Raw genomic sequence first — 23,071 nt, forward strand, 5'->3', positions numbered from 1 at the left:
TTTTATGGAAGCAATTTGTAGAATTCATCTTGTGAGATCGTCGAAAAATCTTTTGACACCTTCAAAAAATCTTTTAGATTTTGGACTATTTTTTTCACCTTTAAATCCGTTAAAACTTTCTCCTAATTTATATAAAAGATCTTTTTGGAGATCGTTTAAATTTACAGGAGTTTCTACTATAATTCGGCATAGCAAGTCTCCTTGTCTATTATTATTTCTAATAGATTTTACACCTCTTCCTCGAATTCGAAGTAGTTTTCCTGATTGAGTTTCGCATGGTATTTTTAATTTTACTTTTCCATCTAATGTTGGTACTTCAATTTCACCGCCAAGTGCGGCCATAGAAAAACTTATTGGAACTTCGCAATATAAGTTGTTTTCTTCGCGTTCAAAAATAGGATGTTTTTTGACATTTATTTGAACATATAAATTACCAGCCATTGCTCCATTTTCACCAGCTTCACCTTCATTGTTTAAGCGTATTTTATCATTTGTATCCACTCCTGGAGGAACTTTGACTGATAATGTTTTTGATATTTCTATGCGTCCGTTTCCATGACAACGTCGACATGGATCTCTAATAAAGTTACCCTCTCCGTGACATTGTGGACAAGTTTGTTGCACGGTGAAAAATCCCTTTCGCATTTGTATTTGTCCGTTCCCTCGACATGTCGGGCAAAATTGAGGTTTAGTTCCTGTTTTTGTTCCATATCCGTAACATGTAGGACATTTTTGCAAAGTTGGAATTTTAATTTCTTTTATAGTCCCGCGTACAGCTTCTTCTAAGGTTAAAGTCATGTCATAGCGTAAATCTGAGCCTTGTCGCTCTGATTTTTGTTTTCGAGTTCCTCCAAAAATATCACCAAACACATCTCCAAAAATGTCGCTAAAATCAGAATTGCTACTAAAACTATGAGTAAAAGTATTATTATTTCCTGTTGAGTTTCCTTGTTCAAATGCAGAATGACCATATTGGTCATATGCAGTACGTTTTTTTGGATCTATTAAAATTTCGTAAGCTTCTTTTATTGTTTTAAACTTTTCTTCAGAATTTTTGTTACCTGGATTTCTATCAGGATGATACTTCATAGCAAGTTTTTTGTATGCTCTTTTTATTTCTCGCTCGTCAGATGATTGAGTAACTCCTAAAGTTTTATAGTAATCTTGTTTTGACATTATTTTTTCCTGACCGTGCATGTTATATCACGAGCATAATATTAAGATTTATGCTCGTGTGATATTTTTGTACATATCTAGTTGCATTTTGTTGTAATATTTATATTATGTTTATGTTCTATTATTTTTTTTGATCTTTTACTTCTTCAAATTCTGCATCCACTACATTTTCTTCAGGTTTAGACGATGATGGACTGTTTGAATTAGAAGATTCGGATGTTTGTTTTGGTTTATTTTTTTCTATAAGTTTTGTTGATATTTTTAACACTTCTTGAATTTTTTCTTCAATTTTAGTTTTATTTTCTCCTTTTAAGGCAGTATCTAATTTATTTAATGCTTCATTTATTTCTTTTTGATCGTTAACGTTTATTGTTTTTTCTAAGTCTTTTAATTGCTTTTTAGTACTATGAGAAATTTGATCTCCTTGATTTCTAACTTTTACTAATTCTTCAAATTTTTGATCAGATTCAGAGTTTTGTTCAGCATCTAAAATCATTTTTTTAATTTCAGTTTCATTTAATCCAGAAGATGCTTTGATAGTAATTTTTTGTTCTTTTCCGGTGTTTTTATCTTTCGCAGAAACATGAAGAATTCCATCAGAATCAATATCAAATGTTACTTCAATTTGTGCCATTCCTCTTGGTGCTGGTTGAATTCCATCTAAATTAAATTGTCCTAAAGATTTATTATCGATAGATCTTTTTCTTTCTCCCTGCAATACATGTATAGTTACTGCTGTTTGATTATCTTCTGCAGTAGAAAATATTTGACTGTGTTTAGTTGGTATAGTTGTATTTTTACTTATTAATGTTGTCATAACACCACCCATTGTTTCAATTCCTAGTGACAATGGTGTTACATCTAATAATAAAACGTCTTTTACTTCTCCGGATAATACTCCTCCTTGAACTGCTGCTCCTACTGCTACTGCTTCGTCTGGGTTAACATCTTTTCTAGGTTCTTTTTTAAAAAATTCAGCTACTTTTTTTTGAACCATTGGCATTCTGGTTTGCCCACCTACTAATATAACATCATCAATATCAGATATAGATAATTTTGCATCTTTTAAAGCAATTTTTAATGGTTCTATAGAGCGTGTTATTAAATCTTCTACTAATGACTCTAATTTGGATCGAGTAACTTTAATATTTAAGTGTTTAGGCCCGGTTGAATCAGCTGTTATATAGGGTAGATTTACATCTGTTTGTTGTGTAGAAGATAATTCTATTTTTGCTTTTTCTGCTGATTCTTTTAGTCTTTGCATGGCTAATGAATCATTTCGTAAATCAGTACCTTGATCTTTTTTAAAATCTTCTACTAGGTAATTTATTAATCTATTATCAAAATCTTCTCCACCTAAGTGTGTATCTCCATTTGTAGCTAAAACTTCAAAAGTTTTTTCCTTATCCACATCATCTATTTCAATAATAGAGATATCGAAGGTTCCCCCTCCTAAATCGTATACTGCTATAGTTTTGTTACCTTTTCCTTTATCTAAACCGTATGCTAAAGCTGCAGCTGTGGGCTCATTAATAATTCTTTTTACTTTTAAACCAGCGATTCTTCCTGCATCTTTGGTTGCTTGTCTTTGAGCATCGTTAAAATATGCAGGTACAGTTATTACAGCTTCTTGTATTGATTCTCCTAAGTAATCTTCTGCGGTTTTTTTCATTTTTTTTAATATTTCTGCAGAAATTTGAGGTGGTGCTAATTTTTTATTTTTAATATTAATCCATGCATCTCCATTTTCTGATTGAATAATTTTATATGGCATAATTTTTATATCACGTTGTACTTCATTATCCGTAAATTTTCTTCCAATCAATCGTTTAATAGCAAAAAGCGTATTTTTTGGATTTGTTATAGATTGTCTTTTTGCAGGTTTTCCTATTAGAATTTCATTATCATTAGTATATGCAATAATTGACGGAGTTGTCCGATCACCTTCAGAATTCTCTAATACACGTGCTTTGTTACCATCCATTATAGCTATGCAAGAATTTGTTGTTCCTAAATCAATTCCGATAATTTTACTCATTAAAGTCTCCATTATTTCTTTTTTATATGTATATTGTAGATAATTATTTTGTGTTTATGACAATTAAAATATAATTTTTTCTGAACAATAAATAGATGGGGTCTTTTTTTTAATCATCAAGGTTAAAATAAAAATAAACTTGTTCTTGTTTTTATAAGTAAACATAAACATGTTAGCATATTCACATAAATTTATTTTGTTTTCATTAGGAAATTATGATTAATTAGTTTAATATATTTATATTAGAATTAATAAAATGATGTTGTGTCTATTATGTTGAAAAGTAGTGTTATTGCAGCTCAGTATTGGGCTTTTTTTACATTTTTTTTTATCGCTGTTAGTATTTGCGTTTTTATGTTGTCTATAAGTTGGATATTGGGAGGAAGGTCTTCGTCTAGGTATAAAAATACTCCATTTGAATCTGGAATAGTACCTACTAATACTACCAATATGTATTGTTCTGTAAAATTTTATTTAGTAGCAATATATTTTGTTTTATTTGATGTGGAAGCGTTGTATTTGTATGCATGGTCGGTAAGTATTGTAGAGTGTGGATGGATAGGATTTATTGAGGCATTAATTTTTATTTTATTTTTATTGTCTGGATTAATATATTTAATATCTTCTAAGTTGTTAGTTTGGAAATCTAAAAATAATATTCATGTTACTTAAATTCATAGCTAAATGGACATTCTATATGAAATATACTTTAACACGTGTTAACATTTCTGATGATGATCAAAATTATCCTCGCGAAAAAAAAATTCAGGTATCAGATCCTACTAAAAAATATATTCAAAAAAATGTTTTTATGGGAACCCTGAGTAAAGTTTTACATAATTTAGTGAATTGGGGTAGAAAAAATTCGCTTTGGCCGTATAATTTTGGTCTTTCGTGTTGTTATGTAGAAATGGTTACTTCATTTACTTCTGTTCATGATATTTCAAGATTTGGTTCTGAAGTGTTACGTGCGTCTCCTAGACAGGCTGATTTTATGGTTATTGCTGGGACTCCATTTATAAAAATGGTACCTATAATTCAGCGTTTATATGATCAGATGTTAGAACCTAAATGGGTAATTTCTATGGGATCATGTGCTAATTCTGGAGGAATGTATGATATATATTCAGTTGTTCAAGGTGTAGACAAATTTTTACCAGTAGATGTTTATATTCCTGGTTGTCCTCCTAGACCAGAAGCATATATACATGGATTAATGTTATTACAAAAATCTATATCTAAAGAGAGACGCCCACTTTCTTGGATTATTGGTGAACAAGGAATTTATAAAGCTAATTTTAATTCAGAAAAAAAAAATTTACGAAAGATGCGTAATTTAGTTAAATATAGTCAGGACAAAAATTAATTTTTTTTGTAAAGGATAATAGTTGTTTTAAAATGTTTTGTACAAACTAGTAGTTTAATTGATATTTAAAAATATATTTTTAAGAATGAGATTATAAGTTATTTATGAAAAAAGAAATTAAAAGAGATGATGTTAATGTTATTGAAAAAGATTTTGGAAATAATAATTCTATTATTCTAAAATTGTTTAAAAAGTTTGGTGAAGATAGTTTTTTTATACAAACTACTGTAACAGATATAATAGTTTTATGGATTGATGGTTCACTGTTATTAGCATTAGCTAAGTTCTTATTAACGATAAATAATCCATATAATATGTTATTTGATTTATATGGTATTGATGAGCGTATGCGTTTATATAAGCATAACTTACCTTTATCTCATTTTTCAGTAGTTTACCATTTTATTTCGATTAATCGAAATAGTGATATTATTTTAAAAATTGCATTATTAGAAGAAAAATTATCATTACCTACATTAACAAAACTTTATCCCAATGCTAATTGGTATGAACGAGAAATTTGGGATATGTTTGGAATTTCTTTTGAAAATCATCCAAATTTGATAAGAATTCTGATGCCAAAAACATGGGTAGGTCATCCGTTAAGAAAAGATCATCCTGCTAGAGCAACTGAATTTGATCCTTACGTATTAAATAAATATAAAGAAGATATAGAAATGGAGGCACTAAAGTTTAAACCCGAAGAATGGGGAATGAAAAAAAACAAACAAAGTAAATATATGTTTTTAAATTTAGGCCCTAATCATCCTTCTGCTCATGGCGCATTTCGAATTATTCTTCAGTTGGATGGAGAAGAAATAGTCGATTGTGTTCCTGATATTGGATATCATCATCGTGGTGCAGAGAAAATGGGTGAGCGTCAAACTTGGCACAATTATATCCCATATACAGATCGCGTAGAATATTTAGGTGGATGTATTAATGAGATGCCTTATGTATTAGCAGTGGAAAGATTAGCTGGCATTGAAGTATCTCAGAGAATAGAAGTTATTCGCATAATGTTATCAGAATTGTTTCGCATTAATAGTCATTTGTTGTTTATTTCTACATTTATTCAGGATGTTGGAGCTATGACTCCTGTATTTTTAGCATTTACTGATCGTCAGAAAATTTATGATTTAATTGAATTAATTACTGGATCGCGTATGCATCCAGCGTGGTTTAGAATAGGTGGTCTTGCTCATGATTTACCGAAGGGATGGAATGCTTTGTTAAAAGAATTTTTATTGTGGATGCCAAAAAGATTATTAAAATATATCAATGTAGCATTGAAAAATAGTATCTTAATTAGTCGTTCAAAAGGTATTGCTGAGTATAATAAACATGATGCGTTACTATGGGGTGTAACAGGTGCAGGATTACGTGCTACAGGTATAAATTTTGATGTTAGAAAAAAAAGACCATATTCTGGATATCAAAATTTTGATTTTGAAGTTCCAATAGGAGCTGGAATTAGTGATTGTTATTCTAGAGTTATGCTAAAACTTGAAGAAATTTGGCAAAGTCTCGCTATTTTAAAACAATGTTTAGAAAATATGCCAGAAGGTCCATTTAAAATGGATCATCCGAATACTACTCCTCCACATAAGGTGCGCACATTGCAGCACATTGAAACTATGATTTCGCATTTTTTAAAAGTTTCTTGGGGACCAGTACTTTCTTCTAATGAAAGTTTTAAAATGGTAGAAGCAACAAAAGGAATCAATAGTTATTATTTAATTAGCGATGGTAATACAATGAGTTATAGAACTAGAATAAGGACACCTAGTTTTCCGCATTTACAACAAATACCATCAGTTATTCGTGGTAATTTAATTTCAGACTTAATTGCTTATTTAGGAAGTATTGATTTTGTTATGTCTGATGTTGACCGTTGAAGTATACGAAATGTCTAAAAAAATTGATATTAAATTTAAATTAACTATACAAGAAAAAATAGAAATATTTAATATAATAAAAAATTATAGAACTGTTCGTTCTAGTTTGATAGAAATACTTAAATTCGTTCAAAAAAGTTATGGTTGGATTTCAAATGAATTGATTACTGAACTTGCATGTATATTAAAAATTTCAAAGTGTGATATAGAGGAAATAGCGACGTTTTACAGTCAAATATTTAGGCAACCTATAGGTCGAAATATAATAAAATATTGTGATAGTGTTGTATGTTATGTTAATGGCTGCGAAAAAATCAGATGTTCGTTAGAAAAAAATTTAAATGTGAATGTTGGAGAAACTACTAAAGATTTCAAATTTACATTATTACCTATATGTTGTTTGGGAAATTGTGACAAATCTCCAACGATTATGATTAATGATGATCTTTATTCTAATGTAACTGAGTATTCAGTTATTGTATTATTGGAATCATATCAATGAAAAAACTATTATCGCGAACTTCAGAAACACATCCATTAACGTGGCGTTTAAATGCACAACAAGATACGGTTTGGATTAAAGAATATAAACGTAAAAATGGATATCGTGCTTTTGAAAAAGTAGTTAATCATATGACCTCTGAGGATGTGATTGATTTAATAAAACAATCAGGACTTAAGGGACGTGGAGGTGCAGGGTTTTTAACAGGTTTAAAGTGGAGTTTAATGCCACCTTTAAATGATGAATATGGTTATACTAGATATTTGTTATGTAATGCGGATGAAATGGAACCGGGTACGTATAAGGATAGATTTTTAATGGAAAAGGTTCCTCATCAATTGTTAGAAGGAATATTAATAAGTGCATTTGCTTTGAGTGTTACTAAAAGTTATATCTTTTTAAGAGGGGAATATGTTAATACTGAGCGTATTCTAAAACAATCAATTATTGAAGCTACTAATTATGGTTATTTAGGTAAAAATGTTTGTGGATCTAATCTAACCTTTGAAATTTTTATACATACTGGAGCAGGTCGTTATATTTGCGGTGAAGAAACTGCTTTAATTAATTCTTTAGAAGGTCGTAGAGCTAATCCTAGATTTAAACCTCCATTTCCTGCTTATGTTGGTCTTTGGGGAAAGCCTACATGTGTTAATAATGTTGAAACTTTGTCTAATGTTCCAGCAATTTTTCTAAATGGTGTTAAGTGGTATAAAGGTTTGTCTAAAAGTCTTGATACTGGTACAAAGATGATGGGTTTTTCAGGATCAGTAAAATTTCCTGGAATTTGGGAATTACCTTTTGGAATAACAGCGCGCGAAATATTTGAAAGGTATGCTGGAGGTATGAAAAATAATAAAAAGCTAAAAGTGTGGCAACCTGGAGGTGCAAGTACAAGTTTTTTGATTGATAAACATTTAGATGTACCTATGGATTTTGTTAATATTAAAAAAGTTGGTAGCAGATTGGGAACTGCATTAGCTATGGCTGTAGATGATTCTGTAAGTATAGTATCTTTAGTACGAAACATAGAAGAATTTTTTTCTAGAGAATCATGTGGATTTTGCACGCCATGTAGGGATGGTTTACCATGGATTGTTAAAATTTTAAAAGTTTTAGAACAAAAAATAGGAGTTCCTGAAGATATTGAAATATTAGAACAATTGTGTGAGCAATTAGGTCCTGGACGTACTTTTTGCGCACACGCTCCGGGAGCAATAGAGCCCTTAAAGAGTGCTTTAAAATATTTTAGATTAGAATTCGAATTGTGTGTCAATTCCAATTCTACAATAAAATGTAAATATATTCATAGTTCTATATCAGAATATTAGTTTGAAATTTTGGTATATAATTTTTTTGCAAAATTTAGTTAAAATTGTTTTGTTTTGTATTACGAATGTCAAAATATTAATTTGATCTTGAACAATATATATTAATAATATGGAAGTAGAAATTTTTTATGACTATAATTTTTGTAGATAATGAAGAATATAATGTAGATAAATCAGATAATTTGTTACAAGCTTGTTTATCATCGGGAATTAATATACCTTATTTTTGTTGGCATCCTGTATTAGGCAGTATAGGTTCATGTCGGCAGTGTGCTGTAACGATATACAAGGATCTTGAAGATAAGGTTGGACAATTAGTAATGTCATGTATGACCTCTGTTCTTGATGGAATGATTGTGTCAACTTCTGATAAAATATCTAGAAATTTTCGAAAAGGTATCATTGAATTATTAATGTTAAATCATCCTCATGATTGTCCAATTTGTGAAGAAGGAGGAAGTTGTCATCTTCAGGATATGACTGTGATGGCAGGACATACTGTTCGTCGTTATCGTTTTACTAAAAGAACGCACAAAAATCAATATTTAGGACATTTCATTACTCATGAAATGAATCGATGTATTTCATGTTATAGATGTGTTAGGTATTATAAAGATTACTCAGGTGGTACTGATTTAGGTGTGTTTGGAATTAGTAATAACGTTTATTTTGGTCGTTACAATGATGGTTGTTTAGAAAGTGAATTTTCCGGAAATTTAGTAGAAGTATGTCCAACTGGGGTTTTTACAGACAAAACATATTCTAAAAAATATAGTAGAAAATGGGATATGCAATATGCACCAAGTATTTGTCAGCATTGTTGTGTTGGATGTAATATTAGTGTAGGAGAAAAATATGGAAAGATCAGTCGAATAGAAAATAGATACCATAACGCTATTAATCATTATTTTTTATGTGACTTGGGTAGATTTAGCTATGACTATTCTAATGTAGATGAGCGTTTAACGTATTCAATATATCGTTCTCAAAATAAAACAAAAATAATTAATGATGTAAATAAAACTATTGATAAACTTGCAATGAAATTTAAAAAATCTTCTAAAATTATTGGTATAGGATCTTGTCGTGCTAGTGTAGAAAGCAATTTTTCTTTACAAAAATTAGTAGGTTCGGAAAATTTTTATTTAGGTATATCACAAAAAGAATATGATTGTCTTATGTTAATCAAGGATATTTTAAAAGATAATCAGATTCATGTCCCAACGTTAAGAGAAATAGAAAAATCTGACGTTATTTTTTTGTTAGGTGAAGATGTTACGAAGACGTCGCCATTAATTGCTTTATCTATTAGACAATCTATAAAGGGTCAAGTTAAGACACAAGATGTTTCTAAAAATATTCCTATATGGCATGCTGATGCGGTAAAAAATAGTTTTAGAAATAATAAAAACAAATTATTTATTACTAATTTAATGAATTCATCATTAGATGATATAGCTGATGAAAGTTATTATGCTTCTACATTTGATCAAGTATTGTTAGGCGCAGAAGTATATAAATGTATTAGTAATAATTGTATTTCTAATGTTACTTTATTAAAACAAGATTTATTAAGTTGTGCTAAAAGAATAGCAACTGCATTAACATTATCTAAATGTCCTCTAATTATTTCTGGTTCTCATTCTTATAATCTTGATTTAATAAAAGTATCTTTTAATATAGCTAAATCATTAAAGGTTATTGGTAAAAATGTAGGATTAATTTTATTATCTTCTAACGTTAATTCTATAGGTGTAAGTTTATTAGAAGGAATTTCTATAGAAAAAGTTATTAACAAAGTTTTATTGAAACAAATTGATAAAATAATAGTTTTAGAAAATGATTTATATAGATATTTACCTGAATCTATAGTAGATACTTTATTTAAATCATCTAGTTGTACTGTTGTTATAGATCATTTAAACACTCGTACATTAAAACAGGCTGATATAGCTATTCCAACATGTAATAGTTTTGAGAGTTCTGGTACAGTAGTTAATTATGAAGGGCGTGCGCAACGTTTTTTTAAAACATATCATCCAAATTCTAGTGAAAATAAAAAATCTATATTAGAAAGTTGGAAATGGCTTCATCTTTTATATTGCAAATTACATAAAATAAGTGTTTTTTGGCATTCGTTAGATGATGTCATTGAAGAAATTTCATTAAAAATTTTTAGTTTTAGTAAATTAAAAGATGTAGCTCCTAATTCTTCATTTAAAATTTTTGGACAAAAATTGGCTCGGTCTCATCATCGTGCTAGTGGTAGAACTGCATTGTATTCTAATATAAATATACATGAACCTAGACCACCACAAGATAATGATACTATGTTTTCTTTTTCTATGGAAGGATGTCAGAATGTTCAAAATTATTTGCCATATGTTCCATTTTCTTGGTTTCCAGGTTGGAATTCTGTTCAATCGTGGAATACATATAAAAAAATAAATAATGAAAATTACGGAAAACATTTGTTTCAAGATACAACAAAATTTGTATTAACATATTATAAATTGAATTGTAAGAATGTTAATAAAATAGAAGATTTATATTTAATTGTTCCTTGTTATTTTTTGTTTTGTAATAATGAATTAGCACAATATTCTCCAGTTATTCAGGAGAATGTATTAAAAAATGCTTATGGAATAATAAATACAGAAGATGCAAAAGTATTGTTGATAGAATCAGGTTCTAAGATTGAATTTAGTTATTTAAATAAAAATTTTAGTATAAAAGTACAATTGTCTAAAGAATTTAAAAAAGGACAATTGGGTTTACCTTTAGGTATGGCTGATTTTCCATTTTTTTTAGCTGAAAAACAAGTAAAAGTATTTCGGAAGATAAGTATATGATTTTTTTACCAATAAGTTCAATTGAAACAAAAACATACATATTTCAATCAATAGTTATTTTAGTATGTGTGTTAATTACAGCTTCTATTATGAGTGTAGTGGAACGTAGAGTTTTAGGCTTGTTACAAAATCGTTATGGCCCAAATAGAGTAGGTTGGCAAGGTACATTACAAGTAGTAGCTGATATGATAAAGCTTTTTTTTAAAGAAGATTGGATACCAACGTTTAGTAAAAAAATAACATTTTTGATTGCGCCAATTTTAGCTTTTATATCATTGTTATTAGTTATAACTATTATACCTTTGAGTCCTAGTATAGTAATTGTTAATTTAGATATTGGAGTTTTATTTTTCTTAATGATGGCGTCGCTATCTGTTTATTCTGTATTGCTTGCAGGGTGGTCTAGTAATAATAAATATGCTTTATTAGGATCTATTCGAGCTACTGCTCAAACATTATCATATGAAGTGTTTTTAGGATTGTCTTGTATGGGTGTTGTTGCTCGTGCTAAATCTTTTAATATGATTGATATTGTTGATAGTCAAATAGGTTTATGGAATATTATTCCTCAATTTTTTGGTTTTTTAGCATTTTTTATAGCTGGGTTGGCGTTATGTCATCGTCATCCTTTTGATCAACCTGAATCTGAGCAAGAATTAGCAGATGGTTATCATATTGAATACTCAAGTATAAAATTTGGTTTATTTTTTATTGGTGAATATATTTCTATAATTGTAGTTTCTAGTTTAATTTCTACTATGTTTTTTGGAGGTTGGTTAGGTCCTTTATTTCCTTCATATTTTTGGTTTATATTGAAAACATTGTGTTTTATGATGATTTTTATTTTAATTCGTGCATCTTTACCTAGACCTAGATATGACAAAATGATGTTGTTTGGATGGAAAGTGTGTTTTCCATTAACATTAATAAATTTGATTTTTACTGCATTGATTATGTTATATTAGTTATTTTTTAGAGAATATAATTATGATTTTATTTAAATTCTTTCTTGCTTGTTTTAGTCAAATTAAGAGTGTTTGGTTGACTTTTATTAATATTTTTTCTAAACGTGAAACACGAATGTATCCAGAAGAATCTTTATCTCTTTCATCTAGATATCGAGGACGAATTATATTATCTAGAAATTCATTTGGTAAAGAACGTTGTGTTGCGTGTGGATTGTGTTCGGTAGTATGCCCAGTTAGTTGTATTTCTTTAAAGAAATCTACGTTAAAAAATAATAAGTGGTATCCAAAATTTTTTAGAATTAATTTGTCTCGGTGTATATTTTGTGGCTTATGTGAAGAAGCATGTCCAACATTAGCTATTCAATTAATTTCAGATGTTGAATTATCAGAATATAAAAGACAAGATTTAGTGTATGAAAAAGATGACTTGTTAATTTCAGGACAAGGAAAATATTTAGATTATGATTTTTATAAATTTTCGGGTGTAGAAGTAGGAACAAAGAACAAAGGAGAATTAGATTTTGAATCTCATCCTATTGATGTAAAGACATTATTACCATAAGGAAAATATTGTGGAATTTTTTTTTTATAGTTCTAGTTTAGCTACAATAGTTTTTACCGTTTGTTCTATATTTAGTAGAAATTTGATGTATTCATTATTATATTTGATACTTTCATTTGTATTTACATCTTGTGTATTTTTTTCTTTAGGTGCAACTTTTGCTGCTGCATTAGAAGTAATTATTTATGCAGGAGCAATCATGGTATTGTTTGTTTTTTTTATTATGATGTTTAATTTTAAAAAATCTACTTTATATGCAGAAAAAATATTTGATAAAAATAATTATTATTATATAAATTTTTTGTTTTTGTTGTGTATTTTAATTTTTCCATTTTTTTTCATCTTATCATATTTATATAAAGAAAAAATATTTTATATGGTAGTTAGTACTAAACTGGTAGCAATAAAGTTATTTAGTGATTATATACTAGTCATTGAATTATCTTCTATAGTTTTGTTAAGTGCTTTGATAATTGTTTCGCATATTGGAAAAATTAGGCGTTGATTAACCAGTAGTTTAACTATAATAGTTGGGATTGTAGAATAATTTGGAAATAATTATATGATACCTTTGTCTCATGGATTAATTTTAGCTTTTTTTTTATTTTCATTAGGTTTTGTGTCTTTAGTGATGCATAAGAATATACTGTTTATGTTGATTAGTTTAGAAATTATGATTAATTCAGCTGCGTTAGCATTGGTAGTAGTTGGGAATTATTGGAATCAAGTAGATGGTCAAATTATGTATATTTTAATTTTGACTTTGGGGGCATCTGAATCGTCGATAGGATTAGCGCTACTAATTCAGTGTTATAGGCATTTTAAAACATTAAATATTGATAAATTAAGTGAGATGAATGGATGAATTTTGTTTATTTGGTAGTTTTATGTCCATTAGTTAGTTTTTGTTTATTACTATTTTTCATTGATTATTTACCGAAAATGTTAGTTAAAAAAATAGGTATCGTATCTATTTTTATATCTATGATTATAACGTTTTATAGCTTGTTTGATTTTTTAAATTGTGGTAAACAGTGTGTATTTTATATACCATTATGGGTATGGATTTCTATAGATTATTTAAAAATTGATTTTAATTTTATGCTAGATGGATTATCTATAACCATGTTAACAATGACAACAAGTATAGGATTTTTAATACATTTGTTTTCTAGTTGGTATATAAAGTTACAAGACGAATATACTCGATTTTTCTCTTATATGAATTTATTTATAGCTAGTATGGTTTTGTTGCTTTTAGCAGACAATTTACTTGTTATGTATATTGGATGGGAAGGAGTAGGATTGTGTTCGTATTTGTTAGTTGGATTTTATTATTCGAAAATTAATTCTGGTTATGCTGCGATTAAAGGTTTTATAATTACAAGAATTGGAGATATTTTTTTAATATTAGCTATTTTTTTTATTTATAAAAATTTTGGAACATTAAATTTTAGGGAGTTAAAATTAATTTTTGAGACTACAAATGTAGTTGAAAATTTTAAATTTTTAAATTATGTTTCGTTGTTTTTATTGATTGCAGCTATAGCAAAATCAGCACAGGTACCGTTACAAACTTGGTTGATAGATGCTATGGCAGGTCCAACTCCCGCGTCTGCATTAATTCATTCGTCTACAATGGTTACTGCTGGGGTATATTTAATTGCTAGGATGAATTTTTTATTTTCGTTGTCGCCAATAATATTGTACATTTTGGGTATAATAAGTTGTTTAACTATCATTATGTCTTGTTTATCTGCGTTGGTTCAAAAAAATATTAAATGTATTTTGGCATATTCTACTATGGGACAAGTAGGATATATGTTTCTTGCATTAGCTATGAAGGAATGGACGTTAGCAATTAATCATTTAGTTACTCACGCTATTTTTAAAACGTTACTTTTTCTTTCTGCAGGAGCAGTGATTATTTTGTTAAATAATGAAAAGAATATTTTTAATATGGGTGGATTGAGAAAAAAATTTCCTATGTTATATTTTTCTTTTTTAATTGGAGGAGCTTCATTAGCTTCATTTCCAATTTTAACGTCAGGATTTTATAGTAAAGGTAATATTTTGTTTTCAGCTTTAGAAAATAATTATTATTTGTTTTTAGTACTTGGGTTGTTAGGTTCTGTATTAACATCCATTTATACTTTTAGAATGATTTTTTTAGTTTTTTGTGGAGCACAAAAATATCGTGCGCATTATGTCTTCTTTTCTAGAACTTTAGCTAATACCCTTCCTTTGTTAATATTAATATTATTATCAACTGTTATTTTTGTATTAATTCATTTGCCGTTATCCTCGGTTTTTTCTAAGACGACACCATCGTTTTTAATTAATAATAATAAATTATTATTTGAAATAGGATGTAGTGTATTATCTTTGTTGGGTATGTTTATATCTTACTATTTATTTTTAGTCAACCGCATGTTAGTTGATTTGTTATTAAATACTAAATTAGGAAATTTTATATATAATTTTTGGTATGATTCTTGGGGTTTTAATTCTTTATATAATATTTTATGTGTTAATCCGTATTTATATGTTGCCAAGCGGTTAAAACATGATCCTATTAATATTTTTATGTCAATTCCTATTACCTTTTGTTTTTTTGTTAGCAAAAATTTAAAATATATACACAATGGGTATCTACGAGTTTATGTTTTTTCGATAATGTTTGGATTATTTTTATTTATATTAATGGCTATTAGATTGTATAAATAATATTTTTGTGTTTTATAGTTAGTTTTGAAAGTAAGGGGATATTTTATTTTTTTAAAATAATTTAAAAGTATCATAAAATTTTTTATTAAACAAAAGGGATATATTTAAGTATGTTACTTCCGATGTTAGTTTCAATTCCCTTTTTTGGAGGGTTTTTGTGTTTATTATTCAATCAAAAAAATGCAAAGATTTCTTATTATTTAGCCTTGACATCTATGGCACTTGTATTTATTTTGTCATTAATTTTGCTGTTTAATACTATTAATGTCATTGTTTCTAGTATTTCAAATTCAAGTTGGAGCTTTGAATATATTGTTCCTTGGATTGAAAAGTTTGGTATTTCTTTTCATTTAGCTGTTGATAGATTGTCTATTTTAATGCTGAATTTGACTAGTATTTTGGGATTAGTATCTGTGTTTTGTTCTTGGAAAAAAGTTCAAAAAAATATTGGATTGTTTTATTTTGGTTTGTTGTGGACTCTAGGCTCAATTATAGGTATATTTATTTCAGTTGATTTATTTTTATTTTTTTGTTTTTGGGAGTTAAGCGTTTTACCTACATATTTTTTAATGATCATGTGGGGATATAAAGATAATGATAGGAAGTTTTATTATAATAATATTTTTTCTGCTAATAAATTTTTTATTTATTCGCAGATTTCTGGTTTAGTGTTACTACTTTCAACACTAGTATTAGTATATACACATTATATTTATGATCATATTTTAACATTTGATTATGATGTTTTAAAACATACTTCAATGAATATTGTATTAGAAAGTTGTATTATGCTTGGATTTTTTTTAGCTTTTGCAATAAAAATACCTATAGTTCCATTTCATAGTTGGTTGCCTGATTTTCATTGTTATTCTCCGGTTATAGGAGTTGTTGATATATCTGGAATTTTATTAAAAACTAGCATATATGCTTTAATGCGTTTTAATATTCCTTTATTTCCGCATTCTACTGAAATTTTTTCATCTATAATTATGTTTTTTGGAATTATAACCATATTTTATGGTGCTATTGTATCTTTATTTCAAAATAATATTAAACGTTTTATTGCATATGTTTCTATATCTCATATGGGTTTTATACTTATTGCGATTTATAGTATTAATCAAGTAGCGTATCAGGGTGCAATAATACAACTTATATCATACAGTTTATCTACCGCTGCATTATTTTTGTTATCAGGACATGTATTTAAAAGTATTAGTACCTTTGATATAGATAAAATGGGAGGTTTGTGGTCAAAGTTAAGATGGATACCAGGTTTCTTATTAATTTTTTCAATAATTAATTTAGGTGTTCCAGGAACAGGAAATTTTGTTGGAGAATTTATGATTTTTATGGGTTGTTTTAACTCTCATTTAATGATAGTTATTTTATCTATTTTCTCTTTAATATTATTAGCTTTGTGTTCTCTTATGTTTGTTCAAAAGATATGTTTTGGTCCTATTAATAATAGGTATGATTTTTTATGTGATTTAAATGTAATGACGATCTGTGATTTTTTAATATTTGTTTTTTTATTGGTTTTAATATTAATAATTGGATTATATCCAAACATTATTATAGACGTATCATATTCTCCATTATGTAGTATTCGTAATATTTTTTCAAATTTTATTTAACTTACAAGGTTATAATTAATAATGATTATTACTGGACAACAATTAGTTGCACTATCTCCATTGTTAATTTTGATGTCAATTGCAATAGTTGTAATGTTATTTATTGCATATAATAGAAATCGTTATATTGTATTTTTACTGACTAGTTTTGGTTTTTTAAGTGTTTTTATCTCTCTTTTTATAGTTAAAAAAATAGTTCCAATACATGCGACTACATTATTTCATATAGATAAATATTCATTGCTATATATTGGAATAGTTATTATTTCTAGTTTTTTAGCATGTATTTTTTCACATTATTGTTCATTAACGAATTATTTATATAATTTTGAAGAGTTTTATTTGTTACTTTTGTTTTGCACTATAGGTTGTGTGTCGATAATTATTTCTAATAACTTATGTACGTTTTTTATAGGTTCTGAATTAATTTCGTTGTCATCTATTGGTCTTATTTCATATACTTTTTTTGAGAAAAAAGCACTAGAGGCATCTATAAAATATATGGTGTTATCTGGAATTATGTCAACGCTTTTATTATTTGGAATTGCATTGATATATTCTGTTTCAGGAAGCTTGGAATTTTCTAGTATAATTTATGAATTGACTATGATTACAAAATCATTTCATAATGCTATTATTTTGTTTTTTGGTGTTAGTTTATTTATTATTGCATGTTCTTTTAAACTGTCTTTGTTTCCATTTCATATATGGACGCCTGATGTATATCAAGGTATGTCATCTGAAGCATTAATGATTTTTTCTACTTCAGTTAAAATAGCTATATTTAGTGTTTTGTTTAAGATATTTATTGTGTTGTCATATTTTCATATAGAAGAGGTATTTTATTATTTAGTAAGTATTATTTCATGTTTATCAATGATTTTTGGTAATATTATGGCAATAAATCAAACTAGTATTAAAAGGTTAATGGGATATTCATCTATTTCTCAATTGGGATATTTATTTATTGTATTAGTAATATCCAGAAATATGCAATTTTCTTTAGAAGTAACAGGTATATATTTAATTAATTATGCATTATCTAATATTGGAATGTTTGGAATAATGTCTGTATTGTCTAGTTTATATAAAAATTTTAACGTTGATTCTATATTTTCTTATCGAAGTTTATTTTGGAGTAGTCCTATTCTTTCTGGTGTTATGACTGTTGTGATGTTGTCATTATCAGGTATACCAATGACAGTTGGATTTTTAGGGAAATTTTATTTAATGTCTTTAGTTGTGAAAGAGCATATGTGGTTATTCATTTGTTTATTTATAATTAGTACTATAATAGGTTTTTGCGCTTATTTAAAAATAATATCGTGTTTATTTGTAGCTCCTTCTGATAGTTATTGTCATAAAAATATAATTATTTCTTCTCAAAATATTAATAATAAGTTTTTAATAGGATTATTAACGACGATATCGATATTTGTGTTATTTCTTGGAATTTTTCCTCAAATTACCATACATTTAGTTAAGTATTTTTGGATTCAATGGTAATTAATACGTAATTAGTAATTATTAATAATGTTTTTAGTATGTATATTTTGAGATATTAGTAGTTTTAATTATATAGGATTAAGATGCATAATGGAGAATACTATAGGTACACCCACATTATGGTGTAGTTTTGGTGTATTTTTAATAATTATCATAATTATTGAAATGAGTATACAAAAGATTTTTGTATATAAAGAAAGTGCTTTCAAGATAGCACTTTACTCATCGTGTATATCGATGTTGACAGCAATCTTATTTGATGTATTAATTTGGATATATATAAAATTTACTGTGAATAGTTATTTAGCAAATATTAATTTTTTGACGTTTATATCAGGATATCTTTTAGAACAAAGTTTATCTATGGACAATGTAGCTATGTGGTTTTTTTTATTTCAGTTGTTTTCTATTTCTATGGTTCATCAAAGAGTTATTTTGTTTTATGGAACATTTTTAGCTTTAGTGTTTCGTAGTAGTATAATTTTTTTTGGTGTATGGTTATTGTCAAAATGGTCCTTTTTGTTTTATGTATTAAGTATAATTTTATTATTTACTGGAATAATAACAATATTATCGAATGGTGTTAATAAGAAAACAGATGTTCAAAATACGTTTATTATGAGTTGGATATATAAGAAATTTAGAATAACTAAGAATTTTTCCAAAAATAATTTTTTTACTAAAGAGAATGGAGTCATAGTTGCTACACCATTGTTTTTAGTACTAATATTAATTGAGTTAAATGATATAATATTTTCAATAGATAGTATTCCAGCTATTTTTTTAATTACTAAGGATCCATTTATTATTATAACATCTAGTTTTTTTTCTATAATTGGTTTACGTTCTATTTATGTAATATTAGCTAATAGTATTCAAAAATTTTATATTATAAAATATGGAATTACGTTGATACTAATTTTTATTAGTATAAAAATATTATTAAAAGAATTTGTAGATATACCCATTATGTTATCTAGTTTCTTTATTGTATGTATTTTAGTTGCATGCTTTATAATAGAAAAATTTTTTTTTCAAGTTAAGAGTAAAAATTGATTATATATTAGTATATTAATTTCCATATATAATGTATTTTATCTTAAAATATAATATATATTTATAAAGAATTTATATAGTAATGATTAATAAAAAATTAGCGAGATCATTTTCATTATATGAATGGTTGTATTATTTAGATCATTTTATGTTAGATAATATTGATCCAACTTTAAATCGAGTGTTTTATGTTGCAAAGAAATTGGGAGTGTTAAAATCTAAAGCTTTTGTTTTTATAGTAGGAGGTACAAATGGAAAGGGAAGTACGTGTCATGTTTTAGAAAATTTGTTATTGAATTCAGGTTATCGTGTTGGGCTTTATACTTCTCCCCATTTAATGCGATATACTGAGCGCGTTCGTATTAATGGATTTGAATTAGAACATTTATATCATATATCTGCATTTAATGATGTTAAGTATTTTCAAAATGATGTTTTATTAACGCGATTTGAGTTTATTACTTTATCTGCGTTAATTTTATTTAAAAGTTATAATTTAGATATAATAATTCTTGAAGTTGGTTTGGGTGGTAGATTAGATGCTACTAATATTTTAAGTGCTGACGTTTCTGTTATTACTAATATAGATATAGATCATTCTAAAATTTTAGGAGTTAATCGTTCATCTATTAGTGTTGAGAAATCGGGAATATTTAGAAAAAATAAGATTGCTATTGTTGCAGATAATAATTTTCCTAAGGTTGCTCAATATCTTGCTAAAAAAAAAAAAGTGCGATTACGTATTGTTAATATTGACTGGATTTATAAAAAAATTGAATTCGAATGGTCTTTTTGCAGTAGTAAAATAACTTGGTTGCATTTACCCTTACCTAGAAATGTGTCATTAGATAGCGTTGCTACAGCATTGTCTGCTGTTTCCGAATCTGGTATTAAGATCAATCAAAAAGTTTTTAGAAGTTGTATTTCTGAAATAACTTTATGTGGTCGTTTTGAAACTATATCTTATAACCCAATTATTATTTTAGATGTAGCTCACAATCCTCATTCTGCTAGATATTTATTTAAAAAAATGTCTAGTTTTAAAAAAAATGGAAATATTTTTGCTGTAGTTGGAATTTTAAAAGAAAAAAATATTAAAGATATTGTTAGTCCATTAATTCCAATTGTAGATTATTGGTATTGTATTACATTATTAACACATCGTAGTGCCACTTCGTCAGAAATAATAAAATATTTACCTAATCATAATTCTCAAATTTCTAAAAATATGACAGTAGCTTTAGAAAAAATTTTTGATAAAGTTACAAATAATGATATAGTTTTGATATTTGGATCGTTTATCACAGTATGTGAGGCTAATAAGTTTTTAGCAAACAAAGTTAAAAATTTTAAATTACTATGAAACATTTATTATAAATACATATTACTTATTAGAATTGTTTATGAATGTCATTGATTGTATTTCAATAATAGTTATTATTATTTCAGCTGTAATAAGTTTTTTTCGAGGATTTTTGCAAGAATTATCGTCTATATTTATATGGATCGTAGGTGTATGTGTCTTTTTTAGATATTATAGTTTTTTTTCTATATTTTCTACATATGTTCGTAACATTTTTTTAAAAAATATTATTTCTTATATAGTGTTTTTTGTATTTTTTTTGTTTTTTAAGAGTATATTTGATTATTGTATTATTATTTTTATTGAAAAATGTGGAATATCTTTAATTAATAAAATATTTGGAATGTTTTTTGGTATTATCCGAGGTGTATTATTTTTGTGCATAGTTTTATTTTTCTTAGAATTATTAACAAATTTTGCTTATAATAAATATTTTAAAAATTCATTTTTTGTACCTTATTTTAATTGTTTTATTAAAGTTGTTATTAAATATCTATTTAAAAAATATATATTATTTAAAAGTTAAATTGTATGGTTGTGAGTTTATATTTTTTTAAATGTGATTATTACTCTTATATAAGATGCGAATGTTTTTATATTATAGTGATTAAGAAATTTTTGAGTACAATAATTTTAATAAATGTGATTTATTTTATTGTACTCATGTTTAAAAAGATGTATGTGTATTGAATTAATATTTTTTTATATTAATGTTCAAACATAGCAGAAATTGATTCTTCATTACTGATTCTTCGAATAGCTTCTGCTAGCATACTAGACAATGTTAGTGTTCTTACGTTTGGTAGCTCTTGTATTATTTTAGATAATGGAATTGTATCGCATACTACTACTTCGTCAATATTTGAATTTTGCAAATTTTTTACAGCATTTCCTGAAAAAATCGGGTGTGTAGCGTAAGCAAAAACGCGTCTTGCACCCCTTTTTTTTAGTGCTTCAGCTGCTTGACATAAAGTTCCTCCAGTGTCAATCATATCATCTACTAATATACAATCTCGGTTAAAAACTTCTCCAATAACATGCATTACTTGAGAAAAATTAATGTGTGGTCTGCGTTTGTCTATGATCGCCATATCTGTATCATGAAGCAGTTTTGCGATTGCACGTGCTCGAATTACGCCTCCAATATCTGGAGATACTACTATTGGATTTTTTAGGTCTATTTTTAGCATATCTTCAAATAAGATTAAGCTTCCAAAAACATTGTCGACAGGTACGTCAAAAAAACCTTGTATTTGTTCCGCATGTAAATCTACTGTTAGTACTCGATCAATCCCAACACTTGAAAAAAAATCAGCAACTACCTTAGCTGTAATTGGTACTCGAGAAGAACGTACTCTGCGATCTTGTCGAGCATATCCAAAATAAGGTATAACAGCTGTTATTCTTCCTGCAGAAGCACGCCTTAAAGCGTCTACCATAACTACTAATTCCATTAAATTATCGTTTGTTGGAAAACATGTTGATTGAATAATAAAGACGTCACTTCCACGTACATTTTCATTTATTTGAACATTAATTTCCCCGTCGCTAAATTTTCCAACAGAAGCATTTCCTAAATTAACATATAGCTTATTAGCAATAGATTCAGCTAATTTTGGTACAGAGTTTCCAGAAAACAATTTCATATCAGACACGAGATAAACCTCAAAAATTCTTAAAATACATTAATTAATAGTGTAGTCAATATTATCAAGTTTATATTATATAGATAAAATATTATTATAATTTTTTGTGTAATATAAAAACATTGATGTCGTTTGTTATGAATTCGAAAATATTAAATGCTAATATAGACAATATTTTATGCGCATGTGATTTGTTTATTGTCAAATTCAGGAAATATGTAAGATTTTGCACCAGTAATGCGTGAAGGAGTATATTGAGATAACCAAGTAAGTAGGTTATTAATAAATTTAAATTTTTTAATTAAATTTTTACAATCATTATGAAATAGGCGTTTCAGTAATGATTGAATGCATCAAAATTGGAGAATTTTGTGTTAACAAAGGATCAGAAAAAATTTTTTAGTAGATATTCCAATTTTTGGATAGGAAATTAAGTACTATTT

The 23,071-nt window shown here is 27.1% G+C and carries 19 protein-coding genes; 16 read left to right on the forward strand and 3 right to left on the reverse strand.

The window, feature by feature from the left end; all coding sequences use genetic code 11:
• Positions 1–24 precede the first annotated feature (24 nt).
• Entirely contained in the window at positions 25–1,176 is a 1,152-nt protein-coding gene (gene dnaJ / locus BBP_RS00720; RefSeq protein ID WP_011091276.1) for a molecular chaperone DnaJ, read from the reverse strand.
• A 121-nt stretch (positions 1,177–1,297) separates the two neighbouring features.
• Positions 1,298–3,214, reverse strand: a complete 1,917-nt coding sequence (gene dnaK, locus BBP_RS00725; RefSeq protein WP_011091277.1) for a molecular chaperone DnaK — start codon at positions 3,212–3,214, stop codon at positions 1,298–1,300.
• 273 nt (positions 3,215–3,487) lie between these two features.
• Between dnaK and ndhC the strand changes: the two genes are divergently transcribed.
• From ndhC to BBP_RS02970, 16 genes are all read left to right on the forward strand, one after another.
• Complete coding sequence (ndhC, locus tag BBP_RS00730) at positions 3,488–3,886, forward strand: NADH-quinone oxidoreductase subunit A (protein ID WP_011091278.1); 399 nt, start codon at positions 3,488–3,490, stop codon at positions 3,884–3,886.
• A gap of 25 nt (positions 3,887–3,911) precedes the next feature.
• Positions 3,912–4,580, forward strand: coding sequence for a NuoB/complex I 20 kDa subunit family protein (locus BBP_RS00735; RefSeq protein WP_011091279.1), 669 nt, complete (start codon positions 3,912–3,914; stop codon positions 4,578–4,580).
• Positions 4,581–4,684: 104 nt separating this feature from the next.
• Positions 4,685–6,478: an NADH-quinone oxidoreductase subunit C/D gene (gene nuoC / locus BBP_RS00740; RefSeq protein ID WP_011091280.1), complete on the forward strand. Its 1,794-nt coding sequence runs from the start codon at positions 4,685–4,687 to the stop codon at positions 6,476–6,478.
• Positions 6,465–6,980 (forward strand): NADH-quinone oxidoreductase subunit NuoE, encoded by a 516-nt coding sequence (nuoE, locus tag BBP_RS00745; RefSeq protein WP_011091281.1) that lies wholly within the window; start codon positions 6,465–6,467, stop codon positions 6,978–6,980. The genes nuoC and nuoE overlap by 14 nt, the downstream gene beginning before the upstream one ends.
• Positions 6,977–8,311 carry an NADH-quinone oxidoreductase subunit NuoF gene (gene nuoF / locus BBP_RS00750; RefSeq protein ID WP_011091282.1) on the forward strand — a complete coding sequence of 445 codons (1,335 nt, stop codon included), beginning with the start codon at positions 6,977–6,979 and terminating at the stop codon, positions 8,309–8,311. Before nuoE ends, nuoF begins: the two co-directional genes overlap by 4 nt.
• A gap of 128 nt (positions 8,312–8,439) precedes the next feature.
• Positions 8,440–11,163: an NADH-quinone oxidoreductase subunit NuoG gene (nuoG, locus tag BBP_RS00755; protein WP_011091283.1), complete on the forward strand. Its 2,724-nt coding sequence runs from the start codon at positions 8,440–8,442 to the stop codon at positions 11,161–11,163.
• Complete coding sequence (gene nuoH / locus BBP_RS00760; RefSeq protein WP_011091284.1) at positions 11,160–12,128, forward strand: NADH-quinone oxidoreductase subunit NuoH; 969 nt, start codon at positions 11,160–11,162, stop codon at positions 12,126–12,128. The genes nuoG and nuoH overlap by 4 nt, the downstream gene beginning before the upstream one ends.
• A gap of 22 nt (positions 12,129–12,150) precedes the next feature.
• Positions 12,151–12,693, forward strand: a complete 543-nt coding sequence (gene nuoI / locus BBP_RS00765; protein WP_011091285.1) for an NADH-quinone oxidoreductase subunit NuoI — start codon at positions 12,151–12,153, stop codon at positions 12,691–12,693.
• 10 nt (positions 12,694–12,703) lie between these two features.
• The gene (locus tag BBP_RS00770; RefSeq protein ID WP_011091286.1) at positions 12,704–13,198 is read left to right on the forward strand and encodes an NADH-quinone oxidoreductase subunit J; all 495 of its coding nucleotides are present in this window, start codon (positions 12,704–12,706) and stop codon (positions 13,196–13,198) included.
• A 57-nt stretch (positions 13,199–13,255) separates the two neighbouring features.
• Positions 13,256–13,558 (forward strand): NADH-quinone oxidoreductase subunit NuoK, encoded by a 303-nt coding sequence (nuoK, locus tag BBP_RS00775; RefSeq protein ID WP_011091287.1) that lies wholly within the window; start codon positions 13,256–13,258, stop codon positions 13,556–13,558.
• Positions 13,555–15,420 carry an NADH-quinone oxidoreductase subunit L gene (gene nuoL, locus BBP_RS00780; protein ID WP_011091288.1) on the forward strand — a complete coding sequence of 622 codons (1,866 nt, stop codon included), beginning with the start codon at positions 13,555–13,557 and terminating at the stop codon, positions 15,418–15,420. The genes nuoK and nuoL overlap by 4 nt, the downstream gene beginning before the upstream one ends.
• A 110-nt stretch (positions 15,421–15,530) precedes the next feature.
• Positions 15,531–17,057: a complex I subunit 4 family protein gene (locus BBP_RS00785; RefSeq protein WP_011091289.1), complete on the forward strand. Its 1,527-nt coding sequence runs from the start codon at positions 15,531–15,533 to the stop codon at positions 17,055–17,057.
• Positions 17,058–17,078: 21 nt separating this feature from the next.
• Positions 17,079–18,563 (forward strand): NADH-quinone oxidoreductase subunit N, encoded by a 1,485-nt coding sequence (locus BBP_RS00790; RefSeq protein WP_011091290.1) that lies wholly within the window; start codon positions 17,079–17,081, stop codon positions 18,561–18,563.
• A gap of 90 nt (positions 18,564–18,653) precedes the next feature.
• Complete coding sequence (locus BBP_RS00795; protein WP_011091291.1) at positions 18,654–19,619, forward strand: TerC family protein; 966 nt, start codon at positions 18,654–18,656, stop codon at positions 19,617–19,619.
• A gap of 82 nt (positions 19,620–19,701) precedes the next feature.
• Positions 19,702–20,982, forward strand: a complete 1,281-nt coding sequence (folC, locus tag BBP_RS00800) for a bifunctional tetrahydrofolate synthase/dihydrofolate synthase (protein ID WP_011091292.1) — start codon at positions 19,702–19,704, stop codon at positions 20,980–20,982.
• A gap of 40 nt (positions 20,983–21,022) precedes the next feature.
• Entirely contained in the window at positions 21,023–21,508 is a 486-nt protein-coding gene (locus BBP_RS02970; RefSeq protein WP_011091293.1) for a CvpA family protein, read from the forward strand.
• A gap of 181 nt (positions 21,509–21,689) precedes the next feature.
• Here BBP_RS02970 and BBP_RS00810 read toward each other — a convergent pair whose 3' ends face one another.
• Positions 21,690–22,637, reverse strand: coding sequence for a ribose-phosphate pyrophosphokinase (locus BBP_RS00810; protein WP_011091294.1), 948 nt, complete (start codon positions 22,635–22,637; stop codon positions 21,690–21,692).
• Positions 22,638–23,071: the final 434 nt, after the last annotated feature.

Origin of the sequence: Buchnera aphidicola str. Bp (Baizongia pistaciae), from assembly GCF_000007725.1 — a bacterium.
Lineage (GTDB): Bacteria > Pseudomonadota > Gammaproteobacteria > Enterobacterales > Enterobacteriaceae > Buchnera_B > Buchnera_B aphidicola_H.

Coding starts and splice junctions, on each gene's coding strand:
- dnaJ (WP_011091276.1), bottom strand. CDS start 1,176: ATGTCAAAACAAGATTACTATAAAACTTTAGGAGTTACTCAATCATCT.
- dnaK (WP_011091277.1), bottom strand. CDS start 3,214: ATGAGTAAAATTATCGGAATTGATTTAGGAACAACAAATTCTTGCATA.
- ndhC (WP_011091278.1), top strand. CDS start 3,488: ATGTTGAAAAGTAGTGTTATTGCAGCTCAGTATTGGGCTTTTTTTACA.
- BBP_RS00735 (WP_011091279.1), top strand. CDS start 3,912: ATGAAATATACTTTAACACGTGTTAACATTTCTGATGATGATCAAAAT.
- nuoC (WP_011091280.1), top strand. CDS start 4,685: ATGAAAAAAGAAATTAAAAGAGATGATGTTAATGTTATTGAAAAAGAT.
- nuoE (WP_011091281.1), top strand. CDS start 6,465: ATGTTGACCGTTGAAGTATACGAAATGTCTAAAAAAATTGATATTAAA.
- nuoF (WP_011091282.1), top strand. CDS start 6,977: ATGAAAAAACTATTATCGCGAACTTCAGAAACACATCCATTAACGTGG.
- nuoG (WP_011091283.1), top strand. CDS start 8,440: ATGACTATAATTTTTGTAGATAATGAAGAATATAATGTAGATAAATCA.
- nuoH (WP_011091284.1), top strand. CDS start 11,160: ATGATTTTTTTACCAATAAGTTCAATTGAAACAAAAACATACATATTT.
- nuoI (WP_011091285.1), top strand. CDS start 12,151: ATGATTTTATTTAAATTCTTTCTTGCTTGTTTTAGTCAAATTAAGAGT.
- nuoK (WP_011091287.1), top strand. CDS start 13,256: ATGATACCTTTGTCTCATGGATTAATTTTAGCTTTTTTTTTATTTTCA.
- nuoL (WP_011091288.1), top strand. CDS start 13,555: ATGAATTTTGTTTATTTGGTAGTTTTATGTCCATTAGTTAGTTTTTGT.
- BBP_RS00785 (WP_011091289.1), top strand. CDS start 15,531: ATGTTACTTCCGATGTTAGTTTCAATTCCCTTTTTTGGAGGGTTTTTG.
- BBP_RS00790 (WP_011091290.1), top strand. CDS start 17,079: ATGATTATTACTGGACAACAATTAGTTGCACTATCTCCATTGTTAATT.
- BBP_RS00795 (WP_011091291.1), top strand. CDS start 18,654: ATGGAGAATACTATAGGTACACCCACATTATGGTGTAGTTTTGGTGTA.
- folC (WP_011091292.1), top strand. CDS start 19,702: ATGATTAATAAAAAATTAGCGAGATCATTTTCATTATATGAATGGTTG.
- BBP_RS02970 (WP_011091293.1), top strand. CDS start 21,023: ATGAATGTCATTGATTGTATTTCAATAATAGTTATTATTATTTCAGCT.